This window comes from Sphaerisporangium sp. NPDC005289, assembly GCF_040607455.1.
GTDB lineage: Bacteria > Actinomycetota > Actinomycetes > Streptosporangiales > Streptosporangiaceae > Sphaerisporangium > Sphaerisporangium rhizosphaerae.
On the sequence record NZ_JBEXGS010000038.1, the window covers coordinates 1 to 16,411 of the forward strand.

General features: G+C 69.5%; 16 protein-coding genes. 9 read left to right on the plus strand and 7 right to left on the minus strand.

Annotated features, from left to right (window positions below; genetic code table 11):
- On the minus strand, positions 1-305 hold a 305-nt coding region (locus ABZT47_RS38490), incomplete at its 3' end, for an endo-1,4-beta-xylanase (RefSeq protein WP_354853217.1).
- Between the two features lie 771 nt (positions 306-1,076).
- A complete protein-coding gene (locus ABZT47_RS38495; protein ID WP_354853219.1) occupies positions 1,077-1,844 on the minus strand; it encodes an IclR family transcriptional regulator in 768 nt (255 codons plus the stop codon).
- A gap of 254 nt (positions 1,845-2,098) precedes the next feature.
- Here ABZT47_RS38495 and ABZT47_RS38500 point away from each other — a divergent pair, with 254 nt between their 5' ends.
- From ABZT47_RS38500 to ABZT47_RS38520, 5 genes are all read left to right on the plus strand, one after another.
- Positions 2,099-3,238 carry a sugar ABC transporter substrate-binding protein gene (locus ABZT47_RS38500; protein ID WP_354853221.1) on the plus strand — a complete coding sequence of 380 codons (1,140 nt, stop codon included), beginning with the start codon at positions 2,099-2,101 and terminating at the stop codon, positions 3,236-3,238.
- A 64-nt stretch (positions 3,239-3,302) separates the two neighbouring features.
- Positions 3,303-4,247, plus strand: a complete 945-nt coding sequence (locus tag ABZT47_RS38505; protein WP_354853223.1) for a sugar ABC transporter permease — start codon at positions 3,303-3,305, stop codon at positions 4,245-4,247.
- Positions 4,247-5,077, plus strand: coding sequence for a carbohydrate ABC transporter permease (locus ABZT47_RS38510; RefSeq protein ID WP_354853225.1), 831 nt, complete (start codon positions 4,247-4,249; stop codon positions 5,075-5,077). The genes ABZT47_RS38505 and ABZT47_RS38510 overlap by 1 nt, the downstream gene beginning before the upstream one ends.
- A 7-nt stretch (positions 5,078-5,084) precedes the next feature.
- Positions 5,085-6,266: a mandelate racemase/muconate lactonizing enzyme family protein gene (locus ABZT47_RS38515; protein WP_354853227.1), complete on the plus strand. Its 1,182-nt coding sequence runs from the start codon at positions 5,085-5,087 to the stop codon at positions 6,264-6,266.
- On the plus strand, positions 6,263-7,474 hold the full coding sequence (locus tag ABZT47_RS38520; protein ID WP_354853229.1) for a fumarylacetoacetate hydrolase family protein: 1,212 nt from the start codon (positions 6,263-6,265) through the stop codon (positions 7,472-7,474). The genes ABZT47_RS38515 and ABZT47_RS38520 overlap by 4 nt, the downstream gene beginning before the upstream one ends.
- Here the strand turns inward: ABZT47_RS38520 and ABZT47_RS38525 are convergent.
- Positions 7,440-8,087 (minus strand): hypothetical protein, encoded by a 648-nt coding sequence (locus tag ABZT47_RS38525; RefSeq protein WP_354853231.1) that lies wholly within the window; start codon positions 8,085-8,087, stop codon positions 7,440-7,442. The two genes, ABZT47_RS38520 and ABZT47_RS38525, sit on opposite strands and share 35 nt — an antisense overlap.
- 133 nt (positions 8,088-8,220) lie before the next feature.
- On the minus strand, positions 8,221-9,597 hold the full coding sequence (locus ABZT47_RS38530; protein ID WP_354853233.1) for a ricin-type beta-trefoil lectin domain protein: 1,377 nt from the start codon (positions 9,595-9,597) through the stop codon (positions 8,221-8,223).
- 691 nt (positions 9,598-10,288) lie between these two features.
- Between ABZT47_RS38530 and ABZT47_RS38535 the strand changes: the two genes are divergently transcribed.
- The gene (locus ABZT47_RS38535; protein WP_354853234.1) at positions 10,289-10,675 is read left to right on the plus strand and encodes a DUF1622 domain-containing protein; all 387 of its coding nucleotides are present in this window, start codon (positions 10,289-10,291) and stop codon (positions 10,673-10,675) included.
- 85 nt (positions 10,676-10,760) lie between these two features.
- Here the strand turns inward: ABZT47_RS38535 and ABZT47_RS38540 are convergent, their stop codons facing one another.
- Positions 10,761-12,269 carry a S8 family serine peptidase gene (locus ABZT47_RS38540; protein WP_354853236.1) on the minus strand — a complete coding sequence of 503 codons (1,509 nt, stop codon included), beginning with the start codon at positions 12,267-12,269 and terminating at the stop codon, positions 10,761-10,763.
- Between the two features lie 214 nt (positions 12,270-12,483).
- Entirely contained in the window at positions 12,484-12,975 is a 492-nt protein-coding gene (locus ABZT47_RS38545) for a cupin domain-containing protein (protein WP_354853238.1), read from the minus strand.
- Between the two features lie 103 nt (positions 12,976-13,078).
- Here ABZT47_RS38545 and ABZT47_RS38550 point away from each other — a divergent pair, with 103 nt between their 5' ends.
- Together ABZT47_RS38550 and ABZT47_RS38555 are read left to right on the plus strand one after the other, a co-directional pair.
- On the plus strand, positions 13,079-13,258 hold the full coding sequence (locus tag ABZT47_RS38550) for a hypothetical protein (RefSeq protein WP_354853240.1): 180 nt from the start codon (positions 13,079-13,081) through the stop codon (positions 13,256-13,258).
- A gap of 212 nt (positions 13,259-13,470) precedes the next feature.
- On the plus strand, positions 13,471-14,553 hold the full coding sequence (locus ABZT47_RS38555; protein ID WP_354853242.1) for a hypothetical protein: 1,083 nt from the start codon (positions 13,471-13,473) through the stop codon (positions 14,551-14,553).
- A 27-nt stretch (positions 14,554-14,580) separates the two neighbouring features.
- On the opposite strand, the gene ABZT47_RS38560 is transcribed toward ABZT47_RS38555, so the two are convergent.
- Entirely contained in the window at positions 14,581-15,516 is a 936-nt protein-coding gene (locus ABZT47_RS38560; protein WP_354853244.1) for a LysR family transcriptional regulator, read from the minus strand.
- A 181-nt stretch (positions 15,517-15,697) separates the two neighbouring features.
- Between ABZT47_RS38560 and ABZT47_RS38565 the strand changes: the two genes are divergently transcribed.
- Positions 15,698-16,369, plus strand: a complete 672-nt coding sequence (locus ABZT47_RS38565; RefSeq protein WP_354853246.1) for a response regulator transcription factor — start codon at positions 15,698-15,700, stop codon at positions 16,367-16,369.
- Positions 16,370-16,411: the final 42 nt, after the last annotated feature.

Consider the following 16,411-nt stretch of genomic DNA (forward strand, 5'->3'; position numbering starts at 1 on the left):
CCGCGGATCTTCATGCCTTTGCTCTGGGCGTGGCTGACGATCTGGTCGGCGCCGGTGAAGCGGAAGGAGTTGCGGGAGGGTTCGGTGGCGTCCCACTTCATCTCGTTTTCAGGGGTGACCCCGCTGAACTCCCGATCCCAGGTCGCCACATAGGTGGAGTCGCCCAGATGACTGGCCGAGATGGCCGCGCCGAAGTACCGGCCGCTCTGCGCCGCCGCCGCGCCCAGCGTGCCGGCCGCCGCGCCCGCCGGAGTGCTCGCCGCCAACGCCGAGACCACCCCGAGCACACCGACGACACCGGCCACCGCCAATCGGCGAGTGCCGCGCGTTGTACGCCGTGGTCTGGATGCGCGCTGGGGTTGATCTGGGGAAATGCCGTTCTCGCCCATGTCTGAGCCTCCACTGCCGAGTCGGTCGAAGAAGGGGACGCGAAGCCGGGCCGGGCACGGGCGGCGGATCGTCGCCGGACCGTGGCGCACCGGCGTCACAGACGTCGCGTCACCAATTGGCGGCCCTGTCACCACCACCGACCCGACAGGGGGAAGCCGCCTTGCGGACTCAGTGTGGAAACCTCTCTGTAACATGTCAAGACCATCGACGAACCGGTTCGATTCGGCTCGACGACGGCGAGGCTTCCGCGGCGACCTGACGCGCATCGATGCCCACGTCAGCAGGAAGGGCGCCGTGGGCCATGCCGCACCGCCACCGGATGAAAGTTGCATCGTGCCGAGCTCCGGGCACCATGCGATCGGATGCCGGTGGCGGCGGAAAACCGGTCGTCGCCGGCGAACGCGCGGCGAGCGGCGAGTCCTGGGCTCTTGACGAGAGCGCACTTGATCGTATTGGCTCCGCTGCACCACCACCTCAAGTACGCCAGGCGAAGAGGAGGAATGCCAGGGCAGGATGTTAGCGCTAACAACCTGACGGCGACGCGCCTCCGGCACGCCTTGCCGTGGCAGCTGAGGCGCCACGGCAAGGCGCCGGACGATCCGCGCCGGAGGCCGTGAAGGGCATGCCCGGCAGGGGCGGAGGAGGGACACCGGCGGGGTGTTCCCGAAGGACGCGTCTCGGCTCGCCTATGGAGCGGGCGAGGGCTCGGGTGTGTACCCGAGTTCCTGGGAGATCAGTGCCGAGGTCTCCAGCAGGAGCGGAAGCTTCTCCTTCAGCTGGTCCAGGTTCGCGATCACCTCGATGGCGGTCAGGGAGACCGCCGCGATGACCTGTCCACGCGAATCCCTGATCGGTGCGGCGACGCACATGACATAGGCGTCGTGCTCACCGTCGTCGATGGCCCAGCCGCGTTCGGCGACGCGGGCGAGTTCGGCGTCGAGGGCTTCGCGGTCGGCGAAGGTCGTGCCGGTGTACCGCTCGAAGGTGACGTGAGAGAGCAGGCGGTCGCGTTCCGCCTGGGAGAGGTGGGCGAGGATCACCTTGCCCACGGCGCTCGCGTAGATCGAGACGGCCCGGCCGACCCGTGACGGCAGCTTCACCGCGTCGAACGCGGGGCTGTCCACCTTGTCGACGTAGACGATCTCGTCGCCGGTCAACTGTGCCAGGTGCACGGTATGGCCCGTCCGCCGCTGAAGCACGCGCAGGTGCGCGGAGGCGAACTGGCGGAGGTCCATCGAGCCGAGCGCGAGTTCCGACAGTTCGATGAGCCCGCTGCCGAACACGTACGTCCCCGCCCCCGTCTTGCGCACGAAGCGCGCGGCCTCCAGCGTCTGGAGGATCCGCAGGGCCGTGGATTTGTGGACGCCGAGCACGTCCGAGGCCTCCGACAGTGTCAGCGGATGTTCCGCCGCCAAGCGGATCAGGTTGATCGCACGCTGGATCGATTGCGCCACTTACCATCCTCCTTGCGTTGCGTAGTTTGCAATGTAGCTCATGACATGTGCAACCGCCACTTGACTTCGTTGCACATGTCGCTACGATCGTTGCAATTCCGACCACGGTTTCGGGGAAGTATCCAGTTATTACTGTGGAGTAACAAATGAGGCTGCATCGCGTTCGCCGCGGCATTGTCGCGGCGGCCGGCGTCACATCTATGGCCGTCGCCCTCTTGACCGGCTGCGGCTCCGACGGTGGATCCGGGGGCGGCGTGGCCAAGCTGACGTTCGCCGCCTCGACCCTCGGCGATCCGGGCCGCGGACCGCTGCTCACGAAGTGGCTCGAGGAGTTCAACAAGAGCCAGAGCAAGGTCCAGGTCTCCGCCGCGGCGGTGCCGTATCCGACCTTCGGGCAGACCATCCTGACCCAGATGGGCAGCGGAAAAGGGCCCGATCTCATCCGCTTCGACATGCCGGAGTTCGAGTCGGCCTCGGACGCCGGCCTCATCGCACCGCTCAACGACCTGATCGACGTCAGCAAGTACGACCTGCTCAAGCAGCCGGACCAGTTCATGGTCCACGACGGCCAGCGTCACGGGATCATCTTCGAGGCGTCGAACTACGCGATGTTCTACAACGCCGACCTGATCCCGAAGCCCCCGACGAGCTACGAGCAGTTCGTCGACACGGCGAAGTCGCTGACCAAGGGCGACACCTACGGCCTGGCGTTCCGCCAGACCGAGGCCGAGGAAGCCGGTGTGTGGCAGGACATCTTCAACTACGTCTACGGCTTCGGCGGCGCATGGTCGGACGGCCAGAAGCTGACGATCAACTCGCCCGCGAACCTCAAGGGCCTGCAGGCGTTCAAGGACCTGTACGACGCCAAAGTGATCCCGCGTGGCGCGGACGCGGCGACGTTCCGCCGCATGTTCGCCGAGGGCAAGGTCGGCATGGAGCTCAACAACGGCGGCTATGTGACGGCGACTCGCGGTCAGAACGCCGACCTGAACTTCAACGTCGCACCCATCCCGTTCCCCGTCCGCAAGCAGGGCGCGATCCTCGCACCCATCGTCATCAACGAGGCGAGCCCGGCGAAGGAGGCCGCGGCCACCTTCATCAAGTGGGCGCTCGAGCCGAACAACCAGGTCAAGCTGCAGGAGATCCTCGGCGCCAGCAGTGTGGCGACGGTCACCAAGCGAAGCCCTGAGCAGCTCCAGAAGACGCCGTTCCTGACCGTCTTCGACGACCTCACCGACTCGAGCCTGCCGCAGATCGTCCAGGGGTTCGAGGCGAAGACGCCGGACATCCGCAAGATCGTCGTGCAGAACGTCGTCGCGGCCCTCCAGGGCACGGTCGACCTCAAGACGGCGCTGGACCGCGCCCAGCAGCAGGCGTCCCAACTGGTTGGCTGACCGGACGACGCCGCCGGCGAGACTCTCCCGCCGGCGGCGTCCTACTTTCGAAGGACCGAACTCGATGACCGTGCTGGAACAGCAGCAGATCACAGGACCTCGATCCGGGGCCCGGCGTCGAGGCAGCCCGCTGGGGAGCAGGTGGACGCCCTACTTCTTCCTGGCCCCCGCAGCCGTCTTCATCCTGGTGTTTCAGGTCGTCCCGCTGGCGCAGGAAGTCTTCCTGAGCTTCACGCGAACCTCGCTGCTGAACCCCACACGCAGCACCTGGGTGGGACTGGACAACTTCGCCCGCATCTTCGGCGACGCGGACTTCCGCCGTACCCTGCTCATCACCCTCGTCTACGTCGTCGTGTGCGTCGTCGTCGCCGTCGGAACCGGGCTCGCGGTCGCCCTGCTCCTCAACAAGGGCTTCCGCGGCCGGGGGCTGGCGCGCGCACTGGTGACCATTCCGTGGGCGGCGCCCGGTATCGCCGTCGCGCTCATCGCGATATGGATGCTCAACCCGGACTACGGGATCGTGAACCGATTCCTGGACGCGGTCGGCCTCGGCGTCCCGGGCGGCGCCATCCTCGACAGCCCGCGATACGCCCTCCCGGCGGTCCTCGCGACGACCATCTGGCAACTGTTCCCCTTCACCTCGGTGGTGCTGCTGTCCGCGCTGCAGTCCGTCCCCCCGCACCTCACCGAGGCCGCGACGATGGACGGTGCGGGAAGGTGGTGGACCTTCCGCGCCGTCACCTGGCAGGCCATCAAGCCGACCGTCGGCCTGCTCGCCCTCCTCATGACCATCTGGTCGCTGCGGCGATTCGAGCTCATCTGGCTCATGACGAAGGGGGGACCGGTCGGCGCGACCAGGACGCTGGTCATCGACCTCTACTCCCAGGCCTTCGACTCCAAGCAACTCGGCTCGGCGGCGGCGATCGGCATGGTCGGCGTCGTCATCTCGCTCATCGTCATCGCCGGCAGCCGGTTCGTCGCCCGTGCCGCCGAGAGGGAGGCCCGCTGATGAGACCGCCCCACGTCGGCCTGACCCTGCGGATCATCGCCGTTCTCGTCGTGCTCGGGATCGCCGTCTTCCCGCTGTACTGGATGTTCGTCACCGCACTGTCGGGAAACTCTGAGCTCTTCGCCCACAAGGCCCGGCTCGTCCCCGACTTCTCGCAGTTCGGGGTCTTCATCGACGCGCTGGCCGAAGGCAAGGCGACGACCTGGCTGCGCAACAGCCTGGTGATCGCCGCGGGCACGACGGTCCTCTCGATCGGCCTCGGCATCCCGCTCGGCTACGCGCTCTCGCGGTTCACGTTCCGGGGCAAGGTCCTGGTGACCGTCGCGCTGCTGTTCACGCAGATGCTTCCCGAGGCCCTCATGGTCGTGCCGCTGTTCGCGCTCTTCCGGCGATTCGACCTCCTCGACTCCCTCGGCGGCCTCATCCTGGTCAACTCCGCCTTCGTCCTGCCGATCGTCGCCCTCATCCTCAAGGGCGCGATCGACGGCCTGCCTCGCGAACTGGAGGAGTCCGCGCGGGTCGACGGAGCGCGACCGCTCACCGTGCTCACCCGCATCAACGTGCCGCTGATCGCTCCGTCGCTCGCCGCCACCGCGGTCATCGCGTTCTTCCACGCCTGGAACGAGTACGTGTTCGCCGTCACGTTCATCTTCACCCCCGGGATGCAGCCGGCGTCGGTCGGCATCGCGAACTTCATCGGCGAACTCGGCACCCCGATCCAGACGGTCATGGCGGTCGCCTTCATGTTCACGGCGCCCGCCGTCGTCTTCTACCTGTTCGTGCAGAAATATGTGGTGGCCGGCATGACCGCCGGCGCGGTGAAGGGCTGAGCCGGACATGAAGATCACCTCGGTCGACACCGTGGTCGTCGACTTCTACCGCACCAACCTGGTGATCGTCCGCGTCTCGACGGACGAGGGGATCGTCGGACTGGGCGAAGCGACCCTGGAGGGCAAGGAACGCGCCGTCCAAGGCGCCATCGCCGAAGTGGCCGAAGCCGTGACCGGGATGGACCCCACCCGCATATCCGGCATCCTGTACGAGCTGGCGAGGGACTGGTACTGGCGAGGCGGCCCGGTCATCATGACCGCGCTGAGCTCGCTGGAGATGGCGCTGTGGGACATCTCGGCACGAGAGCTCGGCGTCCCGGTCTCCCGGCTGCTCGGCGGCGCCACCCGCGACCGGGTGCGCGCCTATGCCAACGGCTGGTTCTCCGGAGCCGTCACGCCCGAGGACTACGCGGCCGCCGCGAGGAGGACCGTCGACAGCGGTTTTCGCGGTCTCAAGTGGGATCCCTTCGAGAACCACGACCTCACGATCACCTCCCGGCAACTGGACCGCGTGCTCGCACAGATCGACGCCGTCCGCTCCGCGGTCGGGCGCGACGTGGAGCTGTTCATCGAGGGCCACGGCCGCTTCGACGTCAACCACGCCGTCAAGGTCGCGCGGCAGATCGCGCAGTTCGAACCGGTGTGGTTCGAGGAACCCTGCCCCCCGGACAACCTCGACGCCCTCGTCGAGGTCCGCCGGTCCTCGCCGGTGCCCATCGCCGCGGGGGAGCGATGGTTCGGACGGCAGGGGTTCGCGCCGGCGCTCGCCCGCCAGGCGGTCGACTTCGTCCAGCCCGATGTGACGCACGCCGGCGGCATCGCAGAACTGGCCTTCATCTCGACGCTCGCCGCGACCGGCTACGTCGGTTTCGCGCCGCACAATCCCAGCGGACCGCTGAGCACCGCGGCGACGCTGCAACTCGGGGCCGCCTTGCCCAACTTCCGCTACCTGGAGATCATGGCGACCGACGTCCCATGGCGTCCGGAGATCACCAATGAGAGACTCGTACTGACGCAGGAGGGTGACATCCTCATCCCGACCGGGCCCGGTCTCGGCATCGAGCTCGATCTCGAGGCGATCGCACGGCATCCCTTCACCCCCCACCCCTTGCGGATGTTCCAAGACGCCGTCTTCGACATCCGGCCCGCGGACGAGCGGTCCTTCTTCAACCTGGGAGACGGCAAATGATCCAGTCATCGCCCGATGAGCTCGCCGCCGAGGCCGCCTGGTTCGGGACGGCCGCGGACGCGCTGCCGGACGATGCCGCGGACGGTGTCCTGATCGGCCGGATCTGGGATCCCCTCGTCGAAGGGCCCTCACCCGTGGTGGTCCGCGACGGAGAGGTCATCGACCTCAGCGCGGACTTCCCGACGGTCCGCGACATCTGCGAGCTGCCGGACCCCGCCGCCGTGGTCTCCGCGCTCGATGGCCGGCATGTCGGCGGCTTCGGGGACGTGCTCGCCAACACCGGGGCCGCGGACCGGGACCGCACCCGGCCCTGGCTGCTCGCACCGGTCGACCTCCAGGCGCTCAAGGCCGCCGGGGTGACCTTCCCCGTCTCGATGATCGAGCGCGTCATCGAGGAGCGGGCCGGCGGCGACATGGCACTCGCCGCGGACATCCGCCGGCGGATGCTCGCCGGCGTCGGCGCCGACCTTCACGACCTGACGCCAGGCTCGGAGGAGGCGGCGCGGCTGAAGACCCTGCTCGTCGCCGAGGGCATCTGGAGCCAGTACCTGGAGGTCGGGATCGGCCCGGACGCCGAGATCTTCACCAAGGGGCAGGTCCTGTCCGCCATGGGCACCGCGGTGCCCGTCGGGGTGCTCGCCGCCTCGACCTGGAACAACCCCGAGCCCGAAGTGTCGCTCATCGTCCAGTCGAGTGGCCGGATCGTGGGGGCGGCGCTCGCCAACGACGTCAACCTCCGGGATGTCGAGGGCCGATCCGCGCTCCTGCTGCCGATGGCGAAGGACAACAACGCCTCGTGCGCGCTCGGCCCCCTGATCCGGCTCTTCGACGAGCGGTTCGACCTGGAACAGGTACGCGGCCTGGTGGTGCGGCTGGAGATCGAAGGCGAGGACGGCTTCCGCCTCGAGGCGGTCTCGGAGATGGCGCGGATGTCACGCGATCCGGAAGCGCTGGTGCGGCAACTGATCGGCCCGCACCATCAGTATCCCGACGGCGCGGTCCTGATGCTCGGCACGATGTTCGCGCCCATCCAGGACCGTGACCACCCGGGCGAGGGGTTCACGCACAAGACCGGCGACGTGGTGCGGATCAGTTCCCCCGCCCTCGGCACCCTGGTCAACCGCGTCCGGCACGCCGAGGACTGCGCACCTTGGGACTTCGGAGTCCGCGACCTCATGGCGAATCTCGTGAAGAGAGGACTGTTGTGAGCCCCGGTCTGATGCCGCCGCACAGTTCGGCTGCTCGGCGCAGGTCCTTGGGGCGGCCTATGGCGCGGCGCATCCGGATCAGGTCTTCTCGGCAGACGTAGTGGACTTCCAGGCCGCCCGGGTCGACCGCGGTGACCGCGTGGTCGAGGAACTCTGTGGGGCGAAGGTCGCCCCAGGGGAGCGCCGGGGTGCAGCAGTCCCCGCCGGCCGCGGGTGAGGTGAACTGCACTTTGGGGCGGAGAAGGGATTCCGGGCGAGTAGGCAGGGGGTCGCCTGCTTCGTCGGCGAGCCGGGCGCCGACGGAGGTCAAGGCGGCCGCCAGGGCTGGGGCGTTAGCGGGGGCGCCATCCCAGAGCAGGTCCAGATCGCCGGTCGGTTCGGTGGACCCATGCATGATGCCGGCGACCTGCCCGATCACGACGGCTCGGACGCCGTGGTGATGGAGGGCTTCCAGCAGGGGGAACGGGTCGAACCCGAGGGCTCCGTCCGTGCCGATCGTGCCGATGTCGTCGTCGGCGTCCTGGTGTCCCAGGCCGGTGCTCGCCCGGTTCAGAGCCATTTCACGGGTGCGTCGGGCGGCGGCGCGTAGTCGTTCCAGCGGTTCGTCGATCATCTGGCCCATGCAACACCCGGCCGCGCTCATGGCGCACGCGAATGGTTTCGAAGGTCTCCGGCGAAGCGGAAATGTCACGTCGGGTCCAGGCGGAGTCGCCTGGACCCGACGTTCGTCATCGGCTAGTGGGTGGTCATGCCCTGGTCCATCTCTGGGTGGCCTGGCCGTTGCAGGTGGCGATGGTCACGCCGGAGGTGTTGCCGGTGCCGGCGGCGTTGAGGCAGAGGTTGTTGGCGCCGTTGGTGATGGTGCCGCTGGAGGTGAAGGTCCACTGCTGGTTGCTGTTGGTGTGGCAGTCCCACAGCTGGACGCGGGTGCCGGAGCCGGCGTTGGTCGGGGAGTCCAGGCACTTGCCGAGGATCTCCAGCCGGCCGGAGTTGTAGGTGAAGCGCTGGTTGGCGTTGGTGTGGCAGTCGTAGACCTGGAGCTGGGTGCCGTTGGCGGTGGCGCTGTTGGGGGAGTCGACGCAGCGGCCGGCGCCCTCGTTGCGCAGACGGAAGTCCGTCGTGGGGGACGGGGTGACGGTCGGCGTCGGGGTGACGGTCGGGGTCACGGTCGGCGTGGGGGTGGGATCGGGGTTCGTGGTGCTGGTGAACTGGGAGATGAACTTCCACACCTCGCCCTTGGTCCAGGTCTGGGCGCCGTCCGCGGTGTAGGTCCCGTCCACCGGGGCGGGCGTGTGGCCGTTGTCGAAGGCGGCCCAGACGACCGGGTATCCGGCGCGGCATCCGGAGTAGGCGGTGACGATGTGGGACCGGCTGCCGGAGGCGGGCTCGGGCGGGTTCTGCGCGGTGCAGCCGTTGAGCTGCACGAACTTGTCGCGCAGCGCCCGTCCCTGCGAGATGTTCAGCACGTTGTCGGTGATGCCGTGCAGGCCCATGTAGGCGATGGGCTGGGTGCCGCCGTTGCATCCGCTGAGCTGCGCGCCGGAGTACACCACGACCGCGCGGAAGACCGTCGCGCGGCTGCACGCGAGGGAGAAGCTCATGGCGCCGCCGTAGCTCCATCCCATGGCGAAACGCAGTGAGGTGTCGACGCAGAGGTCCGACTCGACCTGCCGCATGATGTCGTCGATGAAGGTGACGTCCTCGCCGCCGTTGTTCGCCCAGCCGTTGTTGAAGCCCTGCGGCGCGACGAAGATCGCGGTGTTGTTGGACAGCTGCCGCTGTCCGTAGTACGACCAGGAGGCCCCGGCGCTTTCGCCCGAGTCGACGGCGTTCATGGTGCCGTTCAGCCAGTGGAGGCCGAAGATCAGGCGGTAGGGGGTGTTGTTGTTGTAGTTCGAAGGAATCCGCAGAATGTACTGGCGGTTCTTGCCGCTGGTCGTGATGCTCCGCGTCCCGCTGGTCAGCGTCGGGCTCTTCCCGCATCCCGCGGTGCCCGCGAGCGCGGCGGCGGCGGACGCCGAGTTTCCTGTGCTGCTGCCGCTGCTCATCGCCGCGTGCCCTGTCGCGAGGACGACGGCCGCCGCGAGCGCCACGGCCCCGAGGATTGACCTATGCTTCAACATTTGCGATTCCCTCTGGCCGTGCGGACCGGGCCGATGTCGATAACATTTCTGCGTTCCTTTCCATCAGCGGCATCGAATGCCGGGTGCTGTGAAACGGGAACCGGGATATCAGCGCCAAGGTTCGGCGGCGGGTTATCAGTGCGCTGCACACGTGCTGAAAAGGTGTGGTGCGAGGGAGCAAATACGACCTGATCACGGATGTCAAGTAGCTTGACTTCCGGTGCGGGGCGCCGGTCCCGCGGGGTGCTCCTCCACGCGTGCTGACCAGGGATTGTTCGCGCCTGCGCCTGGCGCACAGGATGAAACTTTCGTAGTGAACAGGCCGATCACGTGCCGGGTGGAGGGCGGATGGCCTCCAAAAATGATCATGGGATGCCGTCGTCAAGTGCTATTGGGCCCCCTTCCAGAAGTTTTTGCGGAATTCCGATACTTTCGGCCGTGTCGGGCATTCCCGCGGTCGTGTGGGTTGAGGACCGCCGGGCTCACGCCCCGGACGGCGGGCGGCTCTCGTGCCTGACCATCGACCACGGTCGGTCGAGCGACTCGTGGACCAACCGTTCGTCAAGGTTCGCCGCTCTCGCCGCCTCGACCGGCAGCCCGCGTGACGGTGAGCGGACGTGGGTGCTCGTAAGGGGTATCTCCGAAGAGGTCGTCCGAGCAGGCCGGCGGTCCGGCGGAGGGGAGGGGAGCGGTGCGGTTCCAGGCGCTCATCCAGACCCTCGGCGAGCTCATCGACCTGGCCGGGGTGGCCGGCATCGCCGTCGGCGCCCTGCTGACGAGCACGCTGTTCGCCTACCGTCTGCTGCTGCGGCGCGCGCCCTTCCCGGAGGTCTACCGGCGCTATCGCCAGGGACTCGGGCGTGCGATCCTGCTCGGCCTCGAGTTCCTCGTCGCCGGGGACATCATCCGTAGCGTGGCCGTCTCACCCACCTTCACCAGCGTCGGTGTCCTGGTGCTGATCGTCTTCGTCCGGACCTTCCTCAGCATCTCCCTTGAGGTGGAACTGGAGGGCCGCCGGCCGTGGCAGCGCCGCTCGCAGGACACCGAGGCGCGCCTCGGCGGCCCTGAGCGCCGTTGACCACCGCGCCGCCCGAGGGGGGAGACCTCTCGGGCGGCGCGGTGTCACCTCACGCTCGAAGTCGCGCCATCGGCCAGGACAGGGCCTACTTGACCGCGCGCAGCGCGTTGACGACGCCGTGGCCGTAGAAGCCGTTGACGTGCTCGTCGCCGGAGCAGGTCGCGTCCGCGACTCCGTCGCCGTTGCCGTCGTAGGGGCCGCTCGGGCACCCCGGGTTGTCGGCGTGGGCTTTCAGCAGGGCCTGGAGCTGGGCCGGGGTGGCGTGCGGGTGCGCCGACTTCAGCAGCGCGGCCACGGCGGCCACGTGCGGGGACGCCATCGAGGTGCCCTGAAGGTAGCCGTACTGGCCGTTCGGCAAAGTGGACAGGATGCGGCCGTCCTTCCCCGGGGTGTCCGGGATCTGGTACTTGTCGCCGCCCGGGGCCGCCACATCGACGGCCCCCAGGCCGTAGCTGGAGTAGTAGGCCTTGGCGCCCTTGACGCCTACCGCGCTGACGTTGACCACTCCCGGCAGGCGGGCCGGTACGTCCAGGCACTTGTGCGGGTCGACCGTGCGCGGGCCGGGCGTCGTGTCGCTCGGGCTTCTGTCGTCCACGATCGCGTCCGCGCCGAGGTCGGCGCCGGCGTTGCCGGCCGCGGCCACATTGAGCGTGCCCTTGCGCTGCGCGTAGAGCTGGGCCCTGTTGACCGCGTCGACGATGGCACGCTGGTCGGGGTCGTCCATGCAGTTGTACAGCCACGGGTCGACGTAGTAGCTGTTGTTGGTGATCTCGACGCCGTGATCCCCCGCGAACACGAAGGCGCAGACCACGCTTTCCGCGAAGTACAGCTTGTTGACGTCGCCCGCGGTGATGCCCGCGACCTTGACCCCGGGAGCCACGCCCGCCACGCCTATGCCGTTGCGGGCCGCGGCTATCTCACCGGCCACATGGGTGCCGTGGTAGTGGGCGGCGTCCATCGGGCGCCAGGCGCCGTAGGTCGTGTCCGCCTTGCCGCTCACGCAGTTGGCGCTCTGCGCGGGGGAGAAGTTCGGGGCGATGTCGGGATGGGTGTCGTCGACACCCCCGTCGATCACACCGACGGTCACGTTCCTGCTTCCCGGGTCGACCTCGGCCGCCTTGTCGGCGCCGATGGCCCGCAGATCCCACTGGTCGGCCTCGAGGGGCTCCTGACCAGCCGTCGCACGGCCGGCGGCCTTCGCCGCCTGCGCCTTCGTCAGGACCTGCGCCGGGCCTTCGTCGTTCGTCCCCGCCTCGCCGAGCGGCGCGGTGTGCGTCGCGCCCGCCGAGTCGACCTCCCGCACCGCGCGCATCCGCCGGCCGAAGTCCGGGTTCGACGAGCGCGCGATGATCACTCCGATCCGGTCGTAGCCCGTCACGACGGTGCCGCCGTTGGCCCCGATCGCCCGCCGTACCGATTCGATCGTGCGACCGTCGGTCCTGGTGTTGACGGCGTAGACGAAGGCGGGGGCGTCGGTGGCACGGACCGCCGTGGTCACCGCCGTAGCGGCCGTGGGGAGGAGCCCGGACGAGGCGGTGAGCGACAGCGCGACCGGCACGGCAAGCGTGAGCCGGCGTCTGAGGCGCGGGTTCATGAGATCTCCGTATCGATATGAGGGGGTGCCGAGGCGCGGATGCCCTCGGGCGGATGTGCGACGGTGACGCACGATGGGATGCGGTCCTGAGGCCGAAGCGGCATTCAGCTCGCCGACGTCGTTCGTCTCCCGGGGAAGCCCGCATGCCGGGGTTCGCGAGGGGCCCGGCGAATGGAAATTTCGATATTCGCCGGCCTTCCGTCCGACGACGGGGTCAGCGCGGCTGTCGCCACGGGCGGCCCTCGTCGCCCGACAGGCGGGTGGTCCCGAAGCGCTCGTCGAGGGCGAGCAGTTGCCCTGGCGATGGGTCCGCTCCGAGGCGTCCCATCTCCAGGAAGAGCTCCTCGTTGCCGGAGGGGGCGCTGACGAAGAGCAGCTTGCCGCCGGTCGGCGTCACGAACGTGTGGTACGAGCCGCGGGGCACGACCACGGTGGTGCCCGGGCCGCCCTCGAACTCGGCGTCGCCTACGCGGAACGCGTACTCGCCCTCCAGCACGTAGGCGATCTTCATGAAGTCGTGGTGGGCGTGCGGCGGATTCTCCTCGATGACGTCATGGTGGAACACGAAGGCGCCCAACTCGCCTCCCACCTCGGCGCCGCGCACCAGGATCTCCGGCCGGTGCGGACCACGTAGCTCGACCAGGTTCCCCCCGCCGGGTGGCACGGCCCATCCGTCCGCGCCCCACCCGCTGTCGAACCGGCTCATAAGCTGACCTTTCTCCTCAGGACACGTAGCGGCCATTACAGCGCGGTCGACTGGAGAAAAAGTGACGAGTCTGTGCGGAGGTTCTCGTCAGGCGTGATGGTCAGTGGTCGACCGGCTGTTCGCCGGGTTCTGCCAGGAACTTTTCGGCATGGTGGGCGAACAGGTGGGCCTCACGTTCGACGGCCAGTGCGCGGGCCTTTTCGGCGGCGGCCCGGACCACCGGGTCGGGCCTGCCGAGAGCCCGCAGCGCCCCACCGTGGACGACGCGCCGGCCGTCCACTGACTCCGGCGTGAAAGGTTCATCCGGGGCCGGCCGGCGGTGAGATGGGCCGGGGCGGGTGATCAAGCCGCTACCGTGGGCGATTGCGCATCGTGGGGTCCAAGCCGGTGCCTCCACAGCGGGGGGTGACTTCCTCGGTGTCGCGGGCCGTTGCCTTACGGCCGGTGCGGTGCGACGTTGTGCGCATGCGGCGTGGTGTATCAGAGCGGTTGGGTGTGGCAGGTGTCGTGGCCGCGCTCGCGGTCGTAGCGGGCACGGGGTGGCTGGGCGGCTTCCCCACGGCCAGGGCCACGGCCGCCGTGCCGTCCGCCGTGCCCTCCGGTGGGCCCTCCGTCAGTCCGACGCCGTTCCCCACCGGCCCGGAGCTGCTGTACGTCGCCAACACCCGCGGACCGGTGACGGCTTACCCCACCGGGAGCTCGGGCGCGGTGTCGCCGGTGCGGCAGCTGGCCGACCCGGGCGACCCCAACACCTACTGGGGGCCGTGGGGAATCGCCTTCGACACCCGGGGGAACGCCTACGCGCAGAGCTTCCTGTCGGACGCGACCACCTTCGTCTACCCGCCGGGGGCCACGACGCCGGGCCGGATCTTCCGCGTCGCCGGGCCGGACTCCCGCGCGGTGGCGGTGGACGCCGCGGGGTTCGCGTACGTGGCGACCGGCCAGGCCGAGGCGATGATCGCGGTGGCCGCGCCGAATGCGAGCGGCACCCCCGCGAACCTCTACACGGTGCCCGCGGTACGCCAGATCCCGACCGACGAGTCGTTCCACCCGTGGCCGGGCGTCCTGACCACCGACACGTCCGGACATGTCATCGCCGCGGTGGTTCGCGCGAACGGCAACGCGGTGGAGTTCTTCAACGGCGGCTCGACCGGCGGCTCCACGCCGGCACGGGTCATCGCCGGCCCGCACACCGGCCTGGGGAGCTGTTCCAGCACCTGCGACCAGATCGCCGTCTCCTACTCGCCGTTCACCGGCCGGCTCTACGTCGCCGTCAGCCAGGGCCAGCAGACCCACATCAACGTGTACGCCGGCACCGCGAGCGGGGACGCCGCCCCGGTGCGCGTGATCTCCGGCCCGGCGACCGGCCTGGCCGGGAAGGTGATCACCGGCATCGTCGGCAGCCAGGTCGACGGCACCATCTACGTGCTCACCAAAGCCGCCGCGTTCGACGGCCCCGGCAGCATCCTGGCCTTCGACCGGCTGGCCGACGGCAACACCCCGCCGCGGCGCACCTTCACCGACGGCGGCACCGGCCTGCGCGACGGAATGGGCATCGCGGTGTCCTCCGTCCGCTGACGCCGCCCTCAGGTCCGGACGCGGCGCTCACCGTGGGATGACCCAGTCCGGTGCCCAGGTGCCGGCGGCGTCGTGGCCGGCCGCCGTGGCGGCGAGGTGGGCGCGGAGCGTGGCCAGCGCGGGGTGCGGGTTGTCGCGGTGCCACAGGAGCGAATGCGGGTAGACGGGCGTCGGGCCGGTCACCGGGATGCGGCGCAGGCCGTAGTCGGCGGGCCAGACCAGGCGCGTCCGCTCGCCCATGAAGGTGGCCAGGGCCGGGGTGTCGGCGATGGTGTCCAGGAGCGCGTCGGAGCCGAAATTGGGGCCGGTCGCCTCGATGGTGAGGCCGAACTCGGCGACCAGGTCGTCGTAGTAGGCGGTCCACTCGGTTCCGGGGACCAGGCCGGGCATCCAGATGCGGTGCCCGGCGAGTTGCGCGACGGTCACCGACCGCGCGCCCGCCAGCGCGTGGGCGGGGCCGGTGAGGAGTTGGAGCCGCTCGTCCAGCACCCGGACCGACGCGAAGTCCTCGGGAAGAGGCCGGCCGGGCACGGCGACGGCGCGGAAGGACGCGTCGATCGCACCGGACCGGATGGCCGCGACGGCCGTCTCGATCTCGAGCAGCATCACCACGTCGAGCTCGATCTCGGGGTGCGCGCGGTGGAAGCCGCGCATCAGGCCCGACGCCGCGCCGCGCGAGGCGATCACGTCGACGCGCAGGGGACGGCTGCCGGGGCGCACGGACCCGACCGCGCGCTCGGCGACGCGCAGCAGCTCGCGCGCGTGGGGCAGGAACGCCTGCCCGTCGATGGTGAGCTCGGCGCCGCGCGCGGTGCGGGTGAACAGCCGCACGCCGAGGTCGCGCTCCAGCGCGGCGATGCGCTTGGAGACGGCCTGCTGGGTGACCGCCAGCTCGGCGGCGGCCTCCTGGAACCGTCCCGCGTCCGCGGCGGCGACGAAGGTCCGGACGGTGTCGAGGTCCATCCGGGTACCCTATGGCCACAACCCGTGGTTGTGTCCAGGCGGCTCATCGGGCGCGTGAAGTCCTGATATGCCGCGTGCTCCATGCTTGCGATCGCGAATCGGTTGTGCGGGCGAAAGGCGTGGTGGGACCGCCGTGCTCGGGGGAGCCTCATCCGGCCGGTCGTGATGCGATACTGCAGGGGTGTCCGCCGACAGCGCCCGCACCGCGATCCGCGTGGTCCTCGTCGACGACGAGCCCATGGTGCTGGCGCACCTGCGGACCGTGCTGAGCTCGGCCGGCGACATCGAGGTCGTCGGCGTGGCGCAGGACGGGGCCGAGGCGATCGAGGCCGCCGTGCGCTTCCGGCCCGACGTGATGCTGATGGACCTGCGGATGCCCGAGGTGGACGGGCTGACCGCGATCGAGAAGATCGCCGCGATGCCGGCCGCTCCGGCGCTGGTGGCGCTCACGACGTTCGACACCGACGCTCATGTGATGAAGGCCCTGAGCGCGGGCGCGTCGGGGTTCCTGCTGAAGACGACGCCGCCGGAGGACCTGCTCGGCCTGGTCCGCGTCGCGGCCGAGGGGCACACCGTGATGTCCAAGGAGGCCACGCGCCGCATGGTCGCCGCCTCGGCCGGCCGGCACCAGCGCGTCCAGCAGGCCAGGACCCGTTTGGACGAGCTCACCGAGCGCGAGATCGACCTGCTGGTCTGCCTCGGCGAAGGGATGTCGAACGCCGCGATCGCGGCCAGGCTCCACCTGTCCGAGGCGACGGTGAAGAGCTATGTCTCCCGCATGCTGACGAAGCTGGGCTGCGCGAACCGTACGCAGGCCGGCCTGCTGGCCCACGAGGCCGGGCTCACCGGCTGAGATCCGCCGGCTACCCGGGTACGCCGGTGGTGGTGCCACCGG